This window comes from Pseudomonas sp. BC42 (genome assembly GCF_021560055.1).
Taxonomy (GTDB): Bacteria; Pseudomonadota; Gammaproteobacteria; order Pseudomonadales; family Pseudomonadaceae; genus Aquipseudomonas.
Window position 1 is genome coordinate 4,849,999 of the sequence record NZ_CP091067.1, and the last position, 19,725, is coordinate 4,869,723.

22 protein-coding genes are annotated in these 19,725 nt (G+C 62.4%); 2 read left to right on the plus strand and 20 right to left on the minus strand.

Annotated features, from left to right (window positions below; translation table 11 throughout):
• Positions 1-8 precede the first annotated feature (8 nt).
• Together L1O02_RS21735 and L1O02_RS21740 are read left to right on the plus strand one after the other, a co-directional pair.
• On the plus strand, positions 9-1,283 hold the full coding sequence (locus L1O02_RS21735; RefSeq protein ID WP_235758689.1) for an MFS transporter: 1,275 nt from the start codon (positions 9-11) through the stop codon (positions 1,281-1,283).
• A gap of 26 nt (positions 1,284-1,309) precedes the next feature.
• On the plus strand, positions 1,310-1,633 hold the full coding sequence (locus L1O02_RS21740; RefSeq protein WP_060838252.1) for a hypothetical protein: 324 nt from the start codon (positions 1,310-1,312) through the stop codon (positions 1,631-1,633).
• A 75-nt stretch (positions 1,634-1,708) separates the two neighbouring features.
• Here L1O02_RS21740 and L1O02_RS21745 read toward each other — a convergent pair whose 3' ends face one another.
• The 20 genes from L1O02_RS21745 to L1O02_RS21840 form a co-directional block, all read right to left on the minus strand.
• Positions 1,709-2,638, minus strand: a complete 930-nt coding sequence (locus L1O02_RS21745; RefSeq protein ID WP_235758690.1) for a PfkB family carbohydrate kinase — start codon at positions 2,636-2,638, stop codon at positions 1,709-1,711.
• Positions 2,631-4,097 carry a cytosine permease gene (locus L1O02_RS21750; RefSeq protein ID WP_060838250.1) on the minus strand — a complete coding sequence of 489 codons (1,467 nt, stop codon included), beginning with the start codon at positions 4,095-4,097 and terminating at the stop codon, positions 2,631-2,633. Before L1O02_RS21750 ends, L1O02_RS21745 begins: the two co-directional genes overlap by 8 nt.
• A 154-nt stretch (positions 4,098-4,251) precedes the next feature.
• Complete coding sequence (locus L1O02_RS21755) at positions 4,252-5,250, minus strand: ADP-ribosylglycohydrolase family protein (protein ID WP_108544815.1); 999 nt, start codon at positions 5,248-5,250, stop codon at positions 4,252-4,254.
• On the minus strand, positions 5,247-5,960 hold the full coding sequence (locus L1O02_RS21760) for a GntR family transcriptional regulator (protein WP_047302846.1): 714 nt from the start codon (positions 5,958-5,960) through the stop codon (positions 5,247-5,249). The genes L1O02_RS21755 and L1O02_RS21760 overlap by 4 nt, the downstream gene beginning before the upstream one ends.
• 68 nt (positions 5,961-6,028) lie before the next feature.
• Complete coding sequence (locus L1O02_RS21765) at positions 6,029-6,592, minus strand: DUF1285 domain-containing protein (protein WP_060838248.1); 564 nt, start codon at positions 6,590-6,592, stop codon at positions 6,029-6,031.
• 18 nt (positions 6,593-6,610) lie between these two features.
• Positions 6,611-7,213, minus strand: a complete 603-nt coding sequence (locus L1O02_RS21770) for a DUF4823 domain-containing protein (RefSeq protein ID WP_060838247.1) — start codon at positions 7,211-7,213, stop codon at positions 6,611-6,613.
• A gap of 100 nt (positions 7,214-7,313) precedes the next feature.
• A complete protein-coding gene (locus L1O02_RS21775) occupies positions 7,314-8,282 on the minus strand; it encodes a radical SAM protein (protein ID WP_060838246.1) in 969 nt (322 codons plus the stop codon).
• A gap of 139 nt (positions 8,283-8,421) precedes the next feature.
• The gene (locus L1O02_RS21780; protein WP_011060125.1) at positions 8,422-9,060 is read right to left on the minus strand and encodes a TetR/AcrR family transcriptional regulator; all 639 of its coding nucleotides are present in this window, start codon (positions 9,058-9,060) and stop codon (positions 8,422-8,424) included.
• A 799-nt stretch (positions 9,061-9,859) separates the two neighbouring features.
• On the minus strand, positions 9,860-10,651 hold the full coding sequence (locus tag L1O02_RS21785; RefSeq protein ID WP_060838245.1) for a TatD family hydrolase: 792 nt from the start codon (positions 10,649-10,651) through the stop codon (positions 9,860-9,862).
• An 84-nt stretch (positions 10,652-10,735) separates the two neighbouring features.
• A complete protein-coding gene (locus tag L1O02_RS21790) occupies positions 10,736-11,722 on the minus strand; it encodes a DNA polymerase III subunit delta' (RefSeq protein WP_060838244.1) in 987 nt (328 codons plus the stop codon).
• Positions 11,715-12,347: a dTMP kinase gene (gene tmk, locus L1O02_RS21795; protein ID WP_016968275.1), complete on the minus strand. Its 633-nt coding sequence runs from the start codon at positions 12,345-12,347 to the stop codon at positions 11,715-11,717. The genes L1O02_RS21790 and tmk overlap by 8 nt, the downstream gene beginning before the upstream one ends.
• 19 nt (positions 12,348-12,366) lie before the next feature.
• Entirely contained in the window at positions 12,367-13,533 is a 1,167-nt protein-coding gene (mltG, locus tag L1O02_RS21800; protein ID WP_235758692.1) for an endolytic transglycosylase MltG, read from the minus strand.
• Positions 13,534-13,536: 3 nt separating this feature from the next.
• Positions 13,537-14,352 (minus strand): aminodeoxychorismate lyase, encoded by an 816-nt coding sequence (pabC, locus tag L1O02_RS21805; protein ID WP_108544813.1) that lies wholly within the window; start codon positions 14,350-14,352, stop codon positions 13,537-13,539.
• Positions 14,352-15,596 (minus strand): beta-ketoacyl-ACP synthase II, encoded by a 1,245-nt coding sequence (gene fabF / locus L1O02_RS21810; RefSeq protein WP_060838241.1) that lies wholly within the window; start codon positions 15,594-15,596, stop codon positions 14,352-14,354. The genes pabC and fabF overlap by 1 nt, the downstream gene beginning before the upstream one ends.
• Before the next feature lie 110 nt (positions 15,597-15,706).
• Positions 15,707-15,943 (minus strand): acyl carrier protein, encoded by a 237-nt coding sequence (gene acpP / locus L1O02_RS21815; protein WP_003175607.1) that lies wholly within the window; start codon positions 15,941-15,943, stop codon positions 15,707-15,709.
• A gap of 196 nt (positions 15,944-16,139) precedes the next feature.
• Positions 16,140-16,880 carry a 3-oxoacyl-ACP reductase FabG gene (fabG, locus tag L1O02_RS21820; RefSeq protein ID WP_047284730.1) on the minus strand — a complete coding sequence of 247 codons (741 nt, stop codon included), beginning with the start codon at positions 16,878-16,880 and terminating at the stop codon, positions 16,140-16,142.
• Between the two features lie 16 nt (positions 16,881-16,896).
• Complete coding sequence (gene fabD, locus L1O02_RS21825) at positions 16,897-17,835, minus strand: ACP S-malonyltransferase (protein WP_016968270.1); 939 nt, start codon at positions 17,833-17,835, stop codon at positions 16,897-16,899.
• A gap of 126 nt (positions 17,836-17,961) precedes the next feature.
• Positions 17,962-18,972, minus strand: a complete 1,011-nt coding sequence (plsX, locus tag L1O02_RS21830) for a phosphate acyltransferase PlsX (RefSeq protein WP_082729196.1) — start codon at positions 18,970-18,972, stop codon at positions 17,962-17,964.
• A 3-nt stretch (positions 18,973-18,975) separates the two neighbouring features.
• Positions 18,976-19,158: a 50S ribosomal protein L32 gene (gene rpmF, locus L1O02_RS21835; protein WP_003179396.1), complete on the minus strand. Its 183-nt coding sequence runs from the start codon at positions 19,156-19,158 to the stop codon at positions 18,976-18,978.
• Positions 19,159-19,171: 13 nt separating this feature from the next.
• The gene (locus tag L1O02_RS21840) at positions 19,172-19,699 is read right to left on the minus strand and encodes a YceD family protein (protein WP_009047832.1); all 528 of its coding nucleotides are present in this window, start codon (positions 19,697-19,699) and stop codon (positions 19,172-19,174) included.
• Between the last annotated feature and the right edge of the window lie 26 nt (positions 19,700-19,725).

The following is a 19,725-nucleotide window of genomic DNA, read 5'->3' on the forward strand; positions in this document are numbered from 1 at the left end:
GCGCTTTCATGTCCACGCAGGCCAAGCCGCAATCCGAGGTGCCAGGCCCCTTGTTCGGGCTGTTGTGCCTGGGCAGCTATCTGCTGTCTCTGTCCTACGGCTCGACCTTTCTTCTGTCCCTGCTGATCAGCAGCCGTGGCGGCAATGAGCACGACGCCGGCCGCGTGATCGCAGCCGCAATGCTCAGCACCTTTGTCGCCGTGATCGGCTCCGGCCACCTCTCGGACTGGCTCGGCGCCGCCCGCTCGGTGGCGCTGTTCGGCTGTCTCCTGGTGGTGGCCAGCCTGGGGTTTGCCCTGACGCCGGGGCTCGGCCACAGCCTGCTGTGGTTCGGCCTGACCCTGGGCCTGGGCTGGGGGGTGTTCTACACCCTTGGGCCGATCATCGTGGCGACGCTGGTGCAGCCCGCACAAAGGGCGCGCTATTTCGCCCTGCTGTCGGGCAGCATGCTGAGCGGCATTGGCTCCGGCCCTCTCCTGGGCCGCTTGGCCAGCGCCCTCGACTACCCGTTGACCAGTGCCTTCTGGCTGGCGGCAGCAGCCGGCCTGATGGGGGTGCTGATCTTCTGGAAACTGGGCGCCAAGCTGCTTCGACAGACCAATCACCTGGGTGCCTCAGCGGCGAAAATCAGCTGCAACGGCGCGGCCCGCGTGCTCTCGTCCAAGGCACTGTTCCCCATTCTCATGGTGGGCCTGGGGGGCTGTGTCTTTGGTGGCCTGTCGAGTTTCCAGACCAGCTACGGCCCCTCCCGAGGCGTGGATTACTCGCTGTTCTTCCTCGGTTTCATGAGTGCGGCCATCGCCAGCCGCCTGCTGCTGGCCGGCATCGTGGTCAGGCACGATCCCTATCGCGCCGCCTGCCTGCTCTCGGGACTGATGGTGATATCGATCCTGCTGTTGCTGTTCGCCGTGAACGGCAGCGCCAGCTACCTGCTGGCCGCCGCCGTCCTGGGTGTCGGCTATGGCCTGACCTATTCGGTGATCAATGGTCTGGCGGCCAACGAAGCGCCAAACGGCAACACGTCACAATCCCTGTTGCTGTTCAACCTGTCCTACTTCATCGGGGTGTTCGGCTTTCCCTGGCTGGCCGGCAGGATCATCGTCGAGGCCGGTATCCAGGCGCTGCTGTTCAGCGTGTTGGCCATTGCCGTGCTGAACTGGCTGATCAGCCTCGCGCGCCTGGGGTGGCGCCGCTTGCAGGCACCCCAGATGGCCCAGGGGCCTGACACCGTTCGTCGGTCGTCAGGCACCAACCGCCAGGCAGCACAGACCAATATCAGGTAACGACTCTGACGAATGGAGGCGACACCATGATCAAGCTTCAACTGGCTGTACTGACCCTGGCCGGACTGCTGTCCACCTGTGCACTGGCCGGCGCCACCGGGCCGGACAATCCCGTGGACGGGCCGACATCCCCCGCGCCCAAAAACACACCCAAGATCAACATCAACCCGGCCCCCATGGACGAAGGTTCGCTGCCACCGGCCACCGGCACCGACCCGCGCACCCAGGGCAACGACAATGGCCGCCAAGGCGGCGCGGGCGCTCAACAGGCCACCCCGGACAACGGCAAGACCGGCACCGCCTCGAAAACCACCAGCGGCGGCTCCGGCTCCGAAGGCAGCAGCCAGTAAGGCTGGGCCGGGGTTCATTGCACCTGGCGCCGTTCGAGGCACCGCGCAAGCCGATGTCCGGCCTGCGCCGGGCACTTAGCGAGATTCCCGGGCCCGCATAAACGCGTCCACTTCAGCACGGCCCGGCGCGGTGGCCGGACCACGGCGGGTCACGGCAATGGCCGCTGCGGCATTGGCTCGACGGGCGGCCACCAGTGGCTCAAGCCCCGCCGCCAGCCCCGCGACAAAGACTCCGGCATGAGCGTCGCCGGCCCCGTTGCTGTCCAGCGCCTGGACCTTGAATCCGTCAACCTGCGCCTGTTGCCCCTGGGCGCCTACCCAACAGCCCCGAGCGCCGTCGCGCAGCACCAGCAAGGCCGTGGATGACAGCCACGCACCAAGCCGCTGCAAGGCCATCTCGATACTCGAACTGGCGGTAAAACCCAAGGCTTCGGCGCGGTTGCTGCTCCAGATATCGATCCGCGGCAACAGGGCCGCCATCAGGGGGGAGTCGGGCGAGTCCACCAGCGGACCCGGATCGAACATCACGGGCACCGAGCGCGGCAATGCCAGCAGCCAGTCGATCAGGGCCTGGGCCTTGCTCGCCTGCAGCAGGCTGTAGCCGCTGACATACAGATAGTCATCCGCCTGGACCCTGACCTGCGCCAGGTCCTGGGCCGAAAGCTCACCCTCGGCGCCGATATGGGAGATGAAGGTGCGCTCGGCCGAGGCATCGGTCAGGGCCACACACACACCGGTATCGGCACCCGGGCTGGACGGCAGACTCAGGCCAATGCCTTCCGCCTGCATCGCCGCTCGGGCCAGGTCGCCAAAGCGCCCCTGGCCGTGGCGCCCCAGGTAGAGCACCGGCAAGCCATTGCGCGCCGCCGCGGCCATGACATTGAAGCCGCCGCCGGCCTCGAAGCTCGCCGACTGGGCCAGAACATCACCACCGGCAGGCGGCAGGCGGTCCACGGCCATCACCAGGTCGACGATCACCTGGCCGCTATGGAGCAACCTAGGCATTGGCATTCTCGACAAAAGCCCCACGCCGATCGCGGGCTCCGCCCAGCAGAGCGTACCCACCGCCAGCCACCAGGAAGGTGACGATCCAGCCCAGGCCGTTATGCCCCAGCCAGGAATCGGCCAGCGGCCCGGTGAACCAGACGTCCTCAGCGGTGGTGCCGATGCTGGTGAAACAGAAGCCCAGAATGATCGCCAGCACCCAGGCGCCGAAAGCCCGCCACTCGATCCCACCCTGATACCAGTAGGCACTGCTGGGCCCGACATTCAACAAATCATCGGCGCTGTAGTAATGGCGATGGATCAGGTCCACCACGAAGATCCCCACCCAGGCAGTGATCGGCACCGCCAGCAGGGAAATGAAGCTGATAAAGGGCCCGTAGAAGCTGTCGGCAATCAGCATGAAGTAGATCGAGCCGAGGAAGATCGCCACGATATCCACCAGCACCGCGTAGACCCGCTTGACCTTGAGGCCCAGGGTCAGCGCGGTGAGACCGGCGGAATACACCGACAGGTTGTTGGACAGCAGCAGGCCACCAAAGGCCGCGATCAGGTAAGGCACGGCCATCCAGGTGGGCAGCATGTCGCGGATCGCGATGATCGGGTCCACCGCCGAAGCCAGGTGATCGTTGCCCACCGACAGCAGGCCGCCCAGGGTGATCAGCAGCACCAGCGGGATACCGGCACCGAACGCCGCCGAGGCCACCAGGCGTCCTGCCGTCACCGAGCGATGCTGGTAGCGCGACATGTCGGCCCCGGAGCTGGCCCAGCCGATCCCGGTGCCGGCCGCCATGGTGCCGACCCCGATGATCATCGCGCTCATGGGGGCCGGTGCCGCATTGAACACCGCCGTCCAGTCGATGGTGGCGCAGAGGAAACCGCCCACCAGTACGTTCAGCGCGCCAAAACCGTAGGTGGCCCACTTCTGGATCACCAGCAAGGTGGCGTGGCCCAGGCCGGAGACGCTCAGGGTCATCAGTACGAAGATGCCAATGAACAGCAGGGTCAGCAGTGGCGCGTCCTTGGCCGAAGCCGGGGTCTGGAACAGGATCGAACTCAGCGACAGCAGGACAAAGGCTGCGGTGGTGGTGTTCACCGTTTCCCAGCCGACCCGCGAAAGCATCGACACCAGGGTCGGACCGATGTTGCCACGCACGCCGAAGATCGCCCGGGACAGGGTCAGGCTGGGGGCCCGACCGCGCCGGCCGGCCACCGAGATCAGGCCGACCACGGCGAACGAACCCACTGAACCGAGGATCGCCACCAGCAGCACCTGCCAGATCGACAGGCCACGAAACGCCACCAGCGTCGCCCCGAGGGGCAAGCCGAGAATACTGATATTGGCCGCGAACCAGACCCAGAACAGCTGCAACGGATGACCGTTGCACTCCGCCTCGGGTACCGGTTCGATGCCGCGGGTTTCCAGTTGCCCGGCGCCTGAGCCGACCGTCGATGAACTCATGAATGAAACTCCTGTTGCCGTTATTGGGGTGTCTGGCAATTTCGGAAGTCACAGAACAGTCCGGCATTCCTGGCCGTGTTCCAGCTTTCCCTAGCGATCGGCAGTACGGCCGAAAGGTGTAGCGAGCCTGGGGCTCGGCACTGGGCGCGACGACTTAACGCAGCGCCAGCAACGCTTCTACCAGAGGCAGCAGGTCCAGTTCATTGACCTGTTGCACCTGATGGATCAACTCCGCGGGCCAGGCCTGCAAGCCCAGGCAGGCGCCCAGCATGGCGCCGAGAATCGCCGCGATGGTGTCGGTGTCGCCGCCAAGACCGGCGGCCATGCACAGTGCCTCGAAGGCCTCAAGGTGCCCCAGGGCGACCTGCCGGGCCAGGGCGAAACTGACCACCACCGACTCTTGGGAGGCCACCGAGGTACCGATCAGTTCATACAGCATTCGAGCAAAGGCCTGCTTGTCGCCTTCAATCCTCAAGGTGCCGGCCCACTCCAGGCGCGCCGCGATAGTGGCCCCGGCCACCCAATGACCATGAGCCTGTGCCTGGCGGGCAATCTGCGCCCCCAGGGGCAGGGCCTCGATCAACGCGGCGCCATTGATGCCGGCGGACACCACCGCCGCCACCGCTGCCGCGCTGGCGATTCCCAGGCTGGTGTTATGCGTGACCTGGCAGGCCTCGACCACCGCCTGGACAAAGCCTTGAGTGCCGGCGACATCGGCGGCGATGCCCACCGGCGTGATGCGCATGGCGGCGCCATTGGTGGTGCCATAGCGTCCGGCCTCCTCCACCGATTCACCGGCGAGGATCATTTCAATGGCGCGCTTGGTGGACGGGCCGAGCAGGTCCTGGGAGCCCTTGGCCTGCATCGCCGCCTCCCACTGGATCAGGCTCCGGGCCAGGGCCTCCGGATCGATCCGGCCTTGGCCCTGAACCAGCAGGCGCCCCACCAGGATCGCCTGTTCGGTGTCGTCGGTGATGGTCCCTGCGGGCAGGTTGGCAGCAATCGGCTGCTCGGGCCCTGCGTCTTCCAGGGTGCGGATCACGCCGAAACGCTGGTGGATCTGTTCATGACTCAAGGATTGGGTGGGCATGCCCAGGGCATCGCCCAGGGCCAGGCCATAGAAGGCGCCAAGTGCCCGCTGAAGCGGGCTCACCGCGACTCTCCGAATTGCAGGTGCATGCGGAAATGCTGTGGATCGAGCAGGCTCTCGACCTGCTCCATGAAACGCCCCTGGCGATCATAGGTGGTGCGCAGGGCCTTGAGAAACACATCTCCCGGCGCCCGCCCGAGCAGCTCGGCGTCTTCGGCGTTCAGGGGCTCGGCGCCGATCCATTGATCGCCGCGCTCGCCGATATAGCCGTAGGCGGCCAGGGTAATGGTCAGGGAATCATCGATCAGGCCGACCCGGGGCAAGCCTTCCAGCTCGCCGGAGGCCGGGATCAGGGAACGTTCGAGGGACAGCACCCTGCCGTCGGTGCTGCGCCGGCGGCGATCCAGGGCTATGAACTGGTCGGTGCCCAGGCGGTGCTTGAGCTCCGGTCGGCGCACGGCCTCCAGGCGCAGTACCTCGGTGTTGACCAGGGCGCCGCTCTCGGCCAGGGCCTGGGCCCAGCCATGATGCTGGTCCAGGGCCACGCCGTCGAAGGTGACGATGGACCCTACCCCGCTCTGCGTGGCGATGTAGTTGCGACGCTTGAGCTCGGCCAGGGCTTCACGCAAGGTGCCACGACTGACACCGAACTCCCCGGCCAACTGGTGCTCTCCCGGCAGTTGGAAGCCGTCTTCCAGTAGACCGCTTTCAATGCGCCGGATCAGCTCGTCGACCACTCTTGTTTTCTTATCGAATCGAACATGTTTAGGCATGTCCGGGTTGATACATGAAACCCGGGATCAAGATCAAGAAATATCTCGAAATCGAAATTGAAATGTCTTTAGGGCTCCAGGCCAATGGGGAAGAACACCCCATCACTCCACACTCCCAGCCAGCGCTGGCCATCCAGAACACGCGTCTGTGCCAGCTCCACCAACTGGTAGAAGACATTGCGATGGATCAGCGCCTCAAGGTTGTTTCGAACCAGAACATAAGGCGCAGGCTCCTGGGTCAGCGGGTCGATCACCACCCGCAGCGGATGCTCGAGGCTGGCAACCACCTGCTCGTCGACATTGCTGGTAAAGCGCAACAGTTGCCCTTCACCCTGCCCTTCGACCTCCAGGGTCACGGCGACGAAGGGAGCATCGTCGACCTTGATGCCCACCTTCTCCACCGGGGTGATGAGGAAGTAATCGTCACCATCGCGGCGGATGATGGTGGAGAACAGCTTGACCATCGGCTTGCGACCGATGGGCGAACCCAGGTAGTACCAGGTGCCGTCGCGGGCGATACGCATGTCGATATCGCCACAGAAATCGGGATTCCACAGGTGGACCGGCGGCAGGCCCTTCTCGGCCTTGGGAATCTGCGCCAACAGGTCGTTGGCCTTGCCTGGACCACTCATGTCGCTCTCCTCGTTCAATCAGTCGCTCAGGCCCAGCAAACCGCGGGCATATTGCTGCAACGGCGGGCCCAGCAGGTCCTGGGGCTTGTTGTCGTGGAACGTCAGTAATCCGCCACGACTGCGAATACGGGTCGTATCGATCAGGTACTGGGTACTGGTTTCGATCAGCATGATCTGGATGGTGCTGGTATCGACGCCCAGGCGATCCACCGCCTCCTGGTCCAGCCACTCATCGGAGTTGCCGATACGGTCGTCGGCCTTGGCGAAACGAGCGTAGAGCAAATAGTGGGCGCCCGCTTCCCGGGCTTCGGCCATGGCTTCGTTCAAGCCTTCGGGAGCTTTGGCCCGGCGCACCATGGGGAAATACTCGACAAAGCCGTTGAAGGCCTCTTCGGCCACTACGTTGGGTCGCGGGTAAGCACCGCCCGGCGGTACAAAGTGCCCTTGGGCGATGAAAATGAACGAATCCGGCTGAATGCGGAATGAACTGGTACGACGGGTATCGCTGTGATCGAGCATCCCCGCATCGCTCAGGTGATAGCGCACCCCCTCGCCCATATCACTGACATTCATGCAGCCGCCGAGTGCCAAAAAGGCCAGCAGCAAAACCAGGCTACGCATCCTACCCTCCAAAAACCGGTGACGGAAAACCGGCGAATGGCCACGGGATGCAGCTTCCGCGCCAGCTAGGCAAATGGAGGACATTCCAGCGTCGGCCAAACTAGCCGCCGATGATTTTCATCACCGTGGCGCCACCGGAAAAGGCCAGGTCCTGCTTGTCGCCCAGGGCCTTGACCAGCAGGCGCTGGAGCGCCGGCAAGGCTTGATGGCGCGGCTTGTCCAGCAGGTCGCCAACATAGTGGCGATTGCTTGACGACAGGCAGCCGTGCAGCCAACCGGTCGAGGACAGGCGCAGGCGCGAGCAGGTCCGGCAGAACGGCACGCTTTCGTTGGCAATCACCCCAAAATGACCGCGCCCGGGAATCTCGTAGCGCACGGCGGTCGCATCCAGCGGCGCGTCGGCCTGGAGGTACTCGTAGTGCTCGCCGATCATCTCCAGCAACTGTTGCAGGCTGACAAACTGCTGCAGGAAGGCATTGCCGTCGCTGGCCAGGTGCCCCATGCGCATCAGCTCGATGAAACGCAGCTCATAGCCTCGCTCCAGGCAGTAGTCGAGCAGGGGCATGACCTGATTCAGGTTCTGCCCGCGCAACGGCACCATGTTGACCTTGATCTTCAGCCCGGCCGCGCGTGCTTGCTGCATGCCATCGAGCACGCTGGCCAGGTCGCCACCCCGGGCGATGCTGCGAAAAGCCGCGGCATCCAGGGTGTCGAGAGAAACATTGATCCGGCGGATCCCCGCGTCCACCAGCAATGGCAGCTTGCGTGCCAGCAACTGGCCGTTGGTGGTCAGGCTGATGTCCTCCAGCCCCATGCGTCCGACCGCGGCCATGAAGGTTTCCAGCTTGGGACTGACCAGCGGCTCACCGCCGGTGATGCGCAGCCGCTCAATGCCGGCCGCTTCAATCAGATACGCCACACCCCGAGCCATTGCCTCGGCCGACAACTCATCCTGGGCAGCCACCAGCCGCTTGCCGTTGGGCACGCAGTAGGTACAGGCGTAATTGCAGGCGGACGTCAGACTGATCCGCAAATTGCGAAAGCGCCTGCCTTGACGATCAACGATCATGGATGACTCCGGCGTAGGAAGGGAGAACCGGCCAAAACCTGACTCAAAAATCAGGTTCTGGCAAGTCCCATGCCTGAGTATATTCCTCGGACACTGCGCCATACAGATGGTCGATGGCGCAATACAGCGGCTGAATGCCTTAGCTGTTCGAGGTGTCGGGGTCGCGCTTGCGCTTGTTGCCCATGCGCACGCCGATGTCCATCAGGAACTGGAAGAAGCCCTCCTGGTCCTCGAGCACATTGCTCCAGAACGGCGAGTGGTACAGCGCCACCGCGCCATGCACCAGCGCCCAAGAGGCGCAGTAGTGGAAGTAAGGCGGTACGTCTTCGAGCTTGCCTTCGCTGATACGGCCCTTGATCAGCAAGGTCAGGCGCTCGAAGTTGGAGGCGCGGATCTTGTGCAGTTCCTCAACCATTTCCGGCACCTGATTGCCCTTGACCACCTTCTCTTCCAGGCGGTCGAACAACCGGTAGCGCTGCGGGTCACGCATGCGAAATTCGAAGTAGGCCCTGGACAGGGCTTCCTTGTCCTTGTCGACATCGGCCGAGTGCAGCAGCTCGTTCAGGTCACGCTCATAGTCGAGCATCAGGCGCAGGTAGATCTCCGCCTTGGACTTGAAATGCTTGTAGATGGTCCCTTTGCCGATACCCACGGCATCCGCAATCATCTCGACGGTGACACTGTCTTCACCTTGTTCGAGGAACAGCTTGAGCGCGGTATCGAGAATTTCTTGCTCGCGGCGACGAAACTCACGGACCTTACGAGGTTCTTTCTGCATAAGAAAAGGTCTGTTCGGGGTCAAAATCGAAGCCGCGTATTATGCCTAACTTGCGCCAAAATGCACGGATCATCCTTCGTTGCAGCTGTTTCTGGCGGAAAAGCCCACCTGACGCCAGCCCCTGAATGGGTCGCCGAAACCAGGAAAAACCCGTGAATACGGGGTCGGCGCGCGGTTCACATAGCAAACATCCTGGGCCTTCGAGCCTCGGATCAGACCGCAAAGTCTAGAGCTTTTCCATAACAGGGTCCCGACACCCGCCCACGCCCCCTACTCGACGAAAATACATTCACGAGTCGCAATGACGTCATTGCTTGTCAGCTTCGTTGCTTAATGGAGATTAGAAAAAACCCTGAAAAGCACCGAAAAAGACATCGAGAACGGACGAACATTCTGAAAATGCCGATGCCATTGATCAGGATCAGGCTGAGTGGAGGACTGAACTGCAACAGCTTGTGTGCAAAAAGCGCGGCAACAATCGTTGTTTTACGCCGCATTGCGCCAAAAACAGTGAAAAAGAGCGGAATTACAGGAAAAAATGCGGCGAACCTCGAAAAAATGAGAACTCAAGCGAAGCGCGCGTATTCCAAATTTGTTTAAAAACCAAGCAGGGGCAACTGGACTGAATGCAATAGTGATCAATACTTCAACTGTCGGCGGGACATCTCCCCCAAGTGAAACGCCGATTTAGGTACCGATGGACCGTGTGCCTTAGTTTTACTCCTAATGGTCTTAACCCGGATTCCCCCCCCAGAACCCGGGTTTTTTTTGCCTGAAATTCAAGCTTTCCACCACCGGATCAAGCCCCGCTCTTGACCCGAGCCAGGGGAAACAGGCGCTTGAAGTTGGCCGTGGTCTGTTCGGCAAAGGCCTCGTAGGCTTCGCCGCGTAGCATCGCCAGGAACTCCGCCACTTCGCGCACGTACTGCGGCAGATTGGGCTTGCCGCGATAAGGGATAGGCGCCAGGTACGGCGAGTCGGTTTCCACCAGCAGCCGATCGGCAGGCACCTGGCGAGCCACATCGCGCAAGGCATCGGCATTGCGGAAAGTGACGATGCCCGACAGAGAGATATAGAACCCCAGGTCCAGAGCCGCCTTGGCCATGTCCCAGTCTTCGGTGAAGCAATGCAGCACGCCGGCATTGGGCAATGCGGCTTCCCGCAGCAGCGCCAGGGTGTCGGCACGGGCACCGCGGGTGTGCACCACCACCGGTTTGCCGGTCTGCTGCGCGGCCTGCAGATGCAGACGGAAAGACTCCTGCTGCAGCTCGGCCGCTTCCGGTTCGTAGTGATAGTCCAGACCGGTTTCGCCAATGGCCACCACCCGCGGGTGGTTCAGCTCCTCCAGCAGCCAGTCCAGGGCCGGCGCCGCGCCGGGCTGCACGTCCAACGGGTGCACCCCTACCGAGCAATCGACATCGTCGTAACGCTCGGCCAGGGCCTTGACGTCCGCGGCGTTGTCGGCACTGACGCCAATGCACAGGAAGTGCCCGACACCGCGCTGGCGGGCAGCGGCCAGTGCCGCATCCAGGGAACCGTCATGGGCGGCAAGGTCGAGACGATCAAGGTGGCAATGGGAATCTACGAGCATGGGAGCCTACAACTACATCCGATCAATGAAAGAGCCGGGCGTTGTCGTCCGACCGGATACCAGCCTGATTCAGGAGCAGGCCGCTCAGTGCCGGGACGGCAACGCCGCCCATTGCACCAACAGTGCCTCCAACAGCAACACGCGGTTGAGGTTGGCCTTGCTCAGGACCTTCTGTCGCTGGGCCAGGATCCAGTCCTGGATCGCCAGCACCTTGTCCTGGCCGGACTTCTGCGCCAGGTACTGCAACACCTTGCGCATGTCGGGCAGGCCCAGGCCGTCCTCGTCCTGGGTCAGCTGGTAACGCAGGACCAGGTTCGACCAGTCACAGAACCAGTCGAACAACAGCAACAGCGGGATGGCGTTCCAGGCCTCGGCCAGCTGGGTCGGCGATTGCTGCTGCTTGAGCAGTTTCTTCACCCCGTCCACTACCAGCGCCCGCTGCTCGCGAACCCCCTGGGCCTGCAAGCCGACAGCGGCCAGCGGTGATCCGGCGGCCAGGGTCAACAGCTCCAGGCGCTCCTCATCGGAACATTCGGGCAGGGCCCCGGCCAGCCATTGCTGGCTCATCGCCGCGCTGGGCAAGGGACACGCCTGCTGGACACAGCGACTCTTGATGGTCGGCAGCAAGCGGCTCGGCTGATGACTCACCAAGAGCAGCACGGTATCCCCGGAAGGCTCCTCAAGGCTTTTCAGCAAGGCGTTGGAGGCATTGATATTCATCGACTCCACCGGCTCGATCAGCACCACCTTGCGCCCCCCCAGCTGCGCGGTCTGCACCACGAAGCTCACCAACTCGCGCACCTGGTCGACCTTGATCGCCTTGTCCGCTTCCTCGGGCTCCAGCACGTAGTTGTCCGGATGACTACCGGCCTGGAGCAGCAGGCAGGACTTGCACTGGCCACAGGCATCCAGCCCGTTCGGACGCTGGCACAGCAGACGCGCCATCAGGCGTTCTGCCAGGGCTCGCTTGCCAATGCCCGCCGGGCCGTGCAGCAGATAGGCGTGGGCATGTTGAGTGCGCCCGGCCAACTGCTGCCAGAGGCCGTCCTGCCAGGGAAAGACTTCAGCCACGGGCGCGCTCCAGCAATTGCGGGAGCAAGGCGTCCAGGGACTGCTGGACCCGGGCCAGGGGCTGCGCCGCATCCACCAGGCAATAACGCTGAGGAGCGGCGGCGGCGCGTGTCAGGTACGCCTGGCGCACCTTCTGGAAAAACGCCTGACCTTCCTGTTCGAAGCGATCCAGCCGACCGCGGGCACTGGCCCGGGCCAGGCCGACATCCACCGGCAAGTCGAAAACCAGGGTCAGGTCCGGGCGCAGCTCGCCCTGGACGAAACGTTCCAGGGCCTCGATGCGCTCAAGGCTAAGGCCACGACCGGCCCCCTGATAGGCGTAGGTCGAATCGGTGAAACGGTCACACAAGACCACCGCGCCGCGAGCCAGTGCCGGGCGAATCACTGTGGCCAGATGCTGGGCACGGGCGGCAAACACCAGCAGCAACTCGGTGTCGGCATTCATGACTTCCTCACCTGGCGTCAGCAGCACTTCGCGAATCCGCTCGGCCAAGGGCGTGCCGCCGGGCTCACGGGTCAGCACCACCTCGATACCCGCGGCGCGCAGGCGCTCGGCGAGGTACTCGCGGTTGGTGCTTTTACCGGCCCCTTCCGGGCCTTCCAGGGTAATAAACAAGCCAGTCACAGGCAGTCCTTAATCAAAGTCATTGCGGGCTTTTCGGCGCGGGCGCAGGTTCCACCGCAGTGGGAGCCTCGGCGGGCGCTGGCGACGCGCTGTCCGGGCTCGGGGTGACGACAGGCACCGGGCTCTCGGCCTCGGGCGTGGCCGGGGCGGCCAGCGGCGCCGGACTGGAGCGGTAGTCGGCGCGACGCTTGAGCTGGAACTCGCGCACCGCACTGTTATGGGCATCCAGGTCATCGGAGAACACATGGCTGCCATCGCCCCGGGCAACAAAATACAGGCTCTTGCCCGGCACCGGATTGAGGGCGGCGTGAATCGCCTCGCGCCCGACCATGGCAATCGGCGTCGGCGGCAGCCCGGCAATCACGTAAGTGTTGTAGGGCGTGGCTTCCTTGAGATGAGCCCGGGTCAGCTTGCCGGTGTAGCGCTCGCCCAGGCCATAGATCACCGTCGGGTCGGTCTGCAGCAGCATGCCGATCTGCATGCGCCGCACAAAAACCCCGGCGATCTGTCCACGTTCCTGGGGCACGCCGGTTTCCTTTTCCACCAGCGACGCCAAGATCAGTGCCTGATAGGGATCGCTGTAAGGCGCGTCATCAGCCCGCTTGCTCCACTCTTTTGCCAGCACATCGTCCAGGCGGTCGTAGGCTTTTTCCAGAAGCTCGGCGTCGGTCATGCCCTTTACAAAACGATAGGTATCGGGGAAGAAACGCCCTTCGGGAAACACCCCGCCGTGGCCGAGCTTTTCCATCACCTGAGTGTCGCTGAGGCCAGCCAGGGTCTGCTGCAGCTTGTCGCTCTTGGCCAAGGCATTGCGCACCTGGCGGAAGTTCCAGCCTTCCACCAGGGTCAGGCTGTACTGCACCACCTCGCCGCGTTGCCAGAGACCGATCAGGCCCTCGGCGGTCATGCCCGGCGTCATGCGGTACTCGCCACTGTGCAGAGGCTGGCCCTGAAGATTGAAGCGCCAGTACAGACGCAACCAGAACCCGTCCCGGATCACGCCATCGGCTTGCAGACGATTGAAGGTGCCGGTGGGCGTCGAACCGGCGGGAACATCCAGCAACTGCTCCTGGGAGAGGTTCAGCGGTTGTTCCAGGGCCGAGTGCAGTTTCCAGGCACTCGCGCCCAGCAGCAGCCCTGCCAGGACCAGTCCGGTTTCCAGCAGGAGCAGTAATTTACGTCTCACGAATCAAGCATCCAGTAGTGCGCGGGTAATGCCCTGCAGTTTACGGGTGAGCGGTCCCGCCGACCAGCGCATCCCGGCACAGGCACGCACCGGCCAGATGCCATAGACGCTATTGCAGACGAAGACTTCGTCCGCCTGCTGCAACTGATCGAGGCTGATGTCCGTGACCTCCACGGAAATTCCCAGTGACGCGGCCTGAAACAGAATTTCCGCGCGCATCACCCCGGCCACCCCGCACCGGCTCAGGTCGGCGGTCAGCAAACGCCCCTGGCTGACCAGGAATAGATTGCTGAACACCGCTTCGATCACTCGCCCGGCGCCATCGAGCATCAAGCCTTCGGCATGCTCGGCATCACGCCATTCGGCGCGAGCCAGCACCTGTTCCAGCCGGTTGAGATGCTTGAGGCCCGCCAGCAACGGCTGCTCGGATAAGCGCGTGGCACAGGGAAACAGCACAATGCCCTGCTCGGCATTGGCCGGGGCATAGGCCGGCAAGGCAGCGCCCTGGAGAATGCGTCGCGCCGTGGCTGCCGGATCGGCGGCATAGCCCCGCAGACTGTCGCCGCGGGTCAGGATCAGCTTGAGCACGCCCTCCCCCAAGGCCGCCGCATAGGCCAGCACTTCGTGGCGAATCAGTGCCTGATCGGCATTCAGCGCCAGACGTCGACAACCTTCGGCCAGGCGCTGCAAGTGCCGCTCCAACAGTTGCGGCTGCCCGGATCTGACAGCGATGGTCTCGAACAGACCATCGCCATAGGCCAGGCCGCGGTCCTTGAGCGACACGGCGTCAGCCGGGCGACCGTCGACCCAGCAGTGCATCACTCGGAGAACCGGCGGAACACCAGGGAGCCGTTGGTGCCACCAAAACCGAAGGAGTTGGACAGCACCACATCAATGTCCATGCTGCGCGCAGTGTGCGGCACGAAATCGAGGTCGCAGCCCTCATCCGGCTCATCCAGGTTGATGGTGGGCGGCGCGACCTGGCTGTTGATGGCCAGCACGCTGAAGATCGCCTCGATCGCCCCGGCGGCACCCAGCAGGTGACCTGTCATGGACTTGGTGGAGCTGACTGCGAGCTTGTAGGCGTGCTCGCCAAACACGGTCTTGATCGCTTCGGCTTCTGCCAGGTCGCCGGCAGGGGTCGAAGTACCATGAGCGTTGATGTACTGCACCTGATCGACATTGAGCTTGGCGTCGCGCAAGGCATTGGCGATGCAGCGAGCGGCACCGGCGCCGTCGGCAGGAGGTGAAGTCATGTGATAGGCGTCGCCACTCATGCCGAAACCGATCAGCTCGGCGTAGATGGTGGCGCCACGAGCCTTGGCGTGCTCCAGCTCCTCCAGCACCAGGGCGCCGGCACCGTCGGACAACACGAAGCCATCACGCCCCTTGTCCCAGGGACGGCTGGCACGGGTCGGTTCGTCGTTACGGGTCGACAGCGCACGGGACGCGCCGAAGCCGCCCATGCCCAGGCCACAGGCGGCCATCTCGGCACCGCCGGCAATCATCACGTCGGCTTCACCGTAGGCAATGTTGCGCGCGGCCATGCCGATGCAGTGGGTGCCGGTGGTGCACGCCGTGGAAATGGCGTAGTTCGGCCCCTGGACACCCAGGTGGATGGACAGGAAACCGGAAATCATGTTGATGATCGAGCCCGGCACGAAGAACGGAGAAATCCGGCGCGGGCCGGAATCGTGCAGGGTGCGGCTGGTTTCCTCGATATTGGTCAAACCGCCAATACCCGAGCCCATGGCCACGCCGATGCGTTCACGGTTGGCATCGGTGACTTCCAGACCGGCGTTGCGCACCGCCTGAAATCCGGCCGCCAGACCGTATTGAATGAACAGGTCGAGTTTGCGAGCCTCTTTGGCCGACAGGTACTCCTCGACATTGAAGCCCTTTACCGAGCCGCCAAAACGGGTGGAATAGGCAGAAAGGTCGGTGTGTTCGATCAGACCAATGCCACTTTGGCCAGCCAGAATGCCCTGCCAACTACTCGGCACATCCGTACCCAGTGGCGACAACATACCCATACCGGTGACTACGACGCGTCTACGCGACACAGCACTCTCCTTTTTCTAATGACGACACTTTGTATCAGGCCTAAAGAAAAAACCGCACGCCGTAACGGCAGTGCGGTTTTTCCATGACAGCAAAAGACGACTAAAAACGATTAAGCCTGGTGGCTGGTAACGTAGTCGATAGCTGCTTGAACGGTAGTGATCTTTTCAGCTTCTTCGTCAGGGATTTCGGTCTCGAATTCCTCTTCCAGAGCCATCACCAGCTCAACGGTGTCAAGGGAGTCGGCACCCAGGTCTTCAACGAAGGAAGCGGTGTTCACAACTTCTTCTTCTTTAACGCCCAGTTGCTCAGCAACGATTTTCTTGACGCGCTCTTCGATGGTGCTCATACCTTGTTTTCACTCCTAATGGACAAATTCAGGCAGCTGGCCAGTGGGTAAGTGTATAGAAAGGCTTTTCAGCTTTTCAACTGAAAGCTTCGTCCCTCAAACCCTTTGGCCATCTGCCTATAAATTGATTGCAGCTTTATAACGGATTTTAGACAGCTCGTATGACATTTTTTTGAAGCAATCCGTCACATTTGACTCACATATACATCCCGCCATTGACCGGGATTGTAGCCCCAGTAACGTATGCCGCACCGTCGGATGCCAGAAAAGCGACCACTTGCGCGATCTCTTGAGCCTGACCCAGACGACCCAGCGGAATTTGCGTCAGCAGAGCTTCACGCTGTGCTTCCGGCAGCTCACGGGTCATATCGGTGTCGATAAAACCTGGAGCAACCGAGTTCACAGTGATCGACCGCGAACCCACTTCACGCGCCAGGGCACGGCTGAAACCTTCCAGACCGGCTTTGGCGGCGGCGTAGTTTACTTGGCCGGCGTTGCCCATGGCACCCACAACCGAGCCAATACTGATAATTCGACCCCAACGAGCCTTGGTCATGCCGCGCAGAACGCCCTTGGACAGGCGGTACAAGCTGTTCAGGTTGGTATCGACCACGTCGTACCACTCGTCATCTTTCATGCGCATCATCAGGTTGTCGCGGGTAATGCCGGCGTTGTTCACCAGAATCGCCGGCGCACCGAACTGCTCGGTGATGCTGGCCAGCACTGCAGCCACGGACTCGTCGCTGGTGACATTGAGTTCAAGACCGGTGCCCTGAATGCCGTTTTCCTTGAGGGTAGCGGCGATGCGCTCGGCACCGGAGGCGGAAGTGGCTGTGCCCACCACGATAGCGCCCATACGACCCAGCTCAAGCGCAATGGCCTGGCCGATACCACGGCTGGCGCCGGTCACCAGTGCAACTTTACCTTGCAGACTCATGCAAGCTTCTCCTAGTTCAGGCCAACGCTGCACGGGCGGCAGCGAAGGCATCTGGGGTATTCAGGTTAGAGGTCGACACGCCTTCGGCGCAGCGCTTGTTGAGACCGGCCAGGACCTTGCCCGGACCGCATTCCACCAGCTGGGTGGCGCCTTGGGCTGCCAGGGTCTGCACCGACTCGACCCAGCGCACAGGCTTGTACAGCTGCTCCAGCAGATCGCGCTTGAGAGTATCGAGATCGGCCGCCACGGCGGCGCTGACATTCTGTACCAGAGGAATCTGCGGCGCCTGCCAGTTGATCGCCGCGATCGACTCGGCAAAACGTTCAGCCGCAGGGCGCATCAGCTCGCAATGGGACGGCACGCTGACCGGCAGCGGCATGGCACGCTTGGCACCGCGGGCCTTGCAGCCCTCGATGGCACGGTCCACCGCCGCCTTGGCACCGGCAATGACCACCTGCCCCGGGGAGTTGTAGTTCACCGCACTGACCACTTCACCTTGAGCCGCTTCTGCGCAGGCCGCCACGACATCGGCGTCATCCAGACCAAGAATCGCCGCCATGCCGCCTTGACCTGCCGGCACAGCTTCCTGCATCAGCTGACCACGACGTTCGACCAGCTTGACCGCTTCAGCCAGAGTCAGGCTGCCAGCCGCCACCAGGGCGCTGTATTCACCCAGGCTGTGACCCGCAACGAAGGCCGGACGCGCGCCACCCTCGGCCAACCAGACGCGCCACAGGGCGATGGAGGCGGTGAGGATGGCCGGTTGAGTCTTGTCGGTTTGATTGAGCAGCTCTTCGGGACCTTGCTGGGTCAGAGCCCAGAGGTCGTAGCCCAGAGCATCGGAGGCTTCCTTGAATGTGTCGAGGATCAGTGGGTACTGCGCGCCCAACTCGGCCAACATGCCGAGGGACTGCGAGCCCTGTCCTGGAAAGACGAATGCGAGGGATGCAGACATGTAACAAGCCCCTAATGATCTTGTCGTCGGAGAATTGACGTCACACCGCAGTGGACGCAAGAAACTGACAGTTGGATGGCCAATTGAACTGAGCGGTCACATTTAAGCACTCCACAGGATAAACGCCTAAAGCAACAGATCTTCAAGGCGCCCGTGCAGGCGTCGCGGCAAGTCTTCCTGGATTTCGATCAGCGCGCGCTGAATTGCACTCTGAAACCCCTGAACACCCGCAGAACCGTGGCTTTTCACCACTATTCCCTGCAATCCGAGAAAGCTCGCCCCATTGTGCCGAGCCGGCGCCAGGTCCGCCTGCAATCGCCGCATGAGCGGCAAGGCCAGCGCACCGACAGCCCGGGACAGCAGATTCCGCCTGAACAATGCCTCGATACGGGCAGCGATCATGGTGGCCAGCCCCTCGCTGGACTTGAGCAGGATGTTGCCGACAAAACCGTCGCACACCACCACATCCGCCTCGCCGCGATACAGTCCGTCACCCTCGACGAAGCCTATGTAGTTCAGACCCCGCGCCTGCTGAAGCAGGCTCGCCGCCAGCTTGACCTGCTGGTTGCCCTTGATGTCTTCGGTGCCGATGTTCAGCAAGGCCACTCTTGGCCGCACTATGCCCAGGCATTGCGCTGCAACCGAACCCATGATTGCGAATTGCAACAGGTGCTCGGCACTGCAATCGACGTTGGCCCCCAGGTCCAGCAACTGGCAATAGCCACGCTGAGTGGGAATAGCCGCCACCATCGCCGGACGGTCGATGCCAGGCAGGGTTTTGAGCACGTAGCGCGACAACGCCATCAGCGCCCCGGTATTGCCGGCACTGACGCAGGCCTGGACCTTTTCATCCCGCAACAGCTCAAGCGCCACCCGCATCGAAGAATCGGGCTTGCCGCGCAGAGCCTGGGCAGGCTTCTCGTCCATGGTGATCACTTCACTGGCAGGAGCGATTGTCAGGCGCGCGCGATCCACAGCCGAATGGCCGGAAAGCAGATCTTCAAGAAGGGAGGGTTGACCCACCAGGGTCAGATGCAGCGAGGGGGTAGCAGACAGGCAAGCAATACTGGCCTGAACAATGCTGCGGGGACCGAAGTCCCCGCCCATTGCGTCAATCGCGATGACTTGAGCGGACAAGGATTACTCGTCAGCGCCCTTGTCGATCACTTTACGACCACGGTATACGCCTTCTGGCGATACGTGGTGACGCAGGTGAACTTCACCGGTGGTCTTTTCTACGGACAGAGTGCTTGCCTCGAGAGCATCGTGGGAGCGACGCATGTCACGGGCAGAGCGGGATTTTTTGTTCTGCTGAACAGCCATAATTGATTAACTCCTAAACGTTTGGGTCACGCTTTAACTGCGCCAATACACTGAACGGGTTGGACCGCGTTACCTCGTCCTCGCTCGGTTCGGGCTCATCGAGCCCCGCCGGCTGCTGGCATTCTTCCGGATGATGAGCAGGCACGATGGGCAAGGCAAGCAAAAGCTCCTCCTCGATCAACGCCTGCAGATCCAAAGGATCTTCGCCCAGTTCCAGCACGTCATAACCTTTCGGCAACGACTGGGTATTCGCACCCTCCTTCACCACGGCGTAACTGCACTCGCTGTGGATCGGCAGGGTGACCAGCTCAAGACAACGCTGGCAAACCATTTTGACTTCGACGTCGATGGAGCTGTGGATAACTACAGCTTTACGCTCGTCACGCTCGAAAACGAATTTAGCCTGCACCGTACCGACATTGTCGGAAAGCGGGTCGCAGAGTCTCTCCAAATCGGCCAGCAGCAGTTCACCTTGAAGGGTGGTGCCACGGTCAGCCAATTTGCGCGGGTCAACGTGAGGTGGAATCGGGTCATTCAACATAGGCGCAGCATTATAGGGATGCCCCC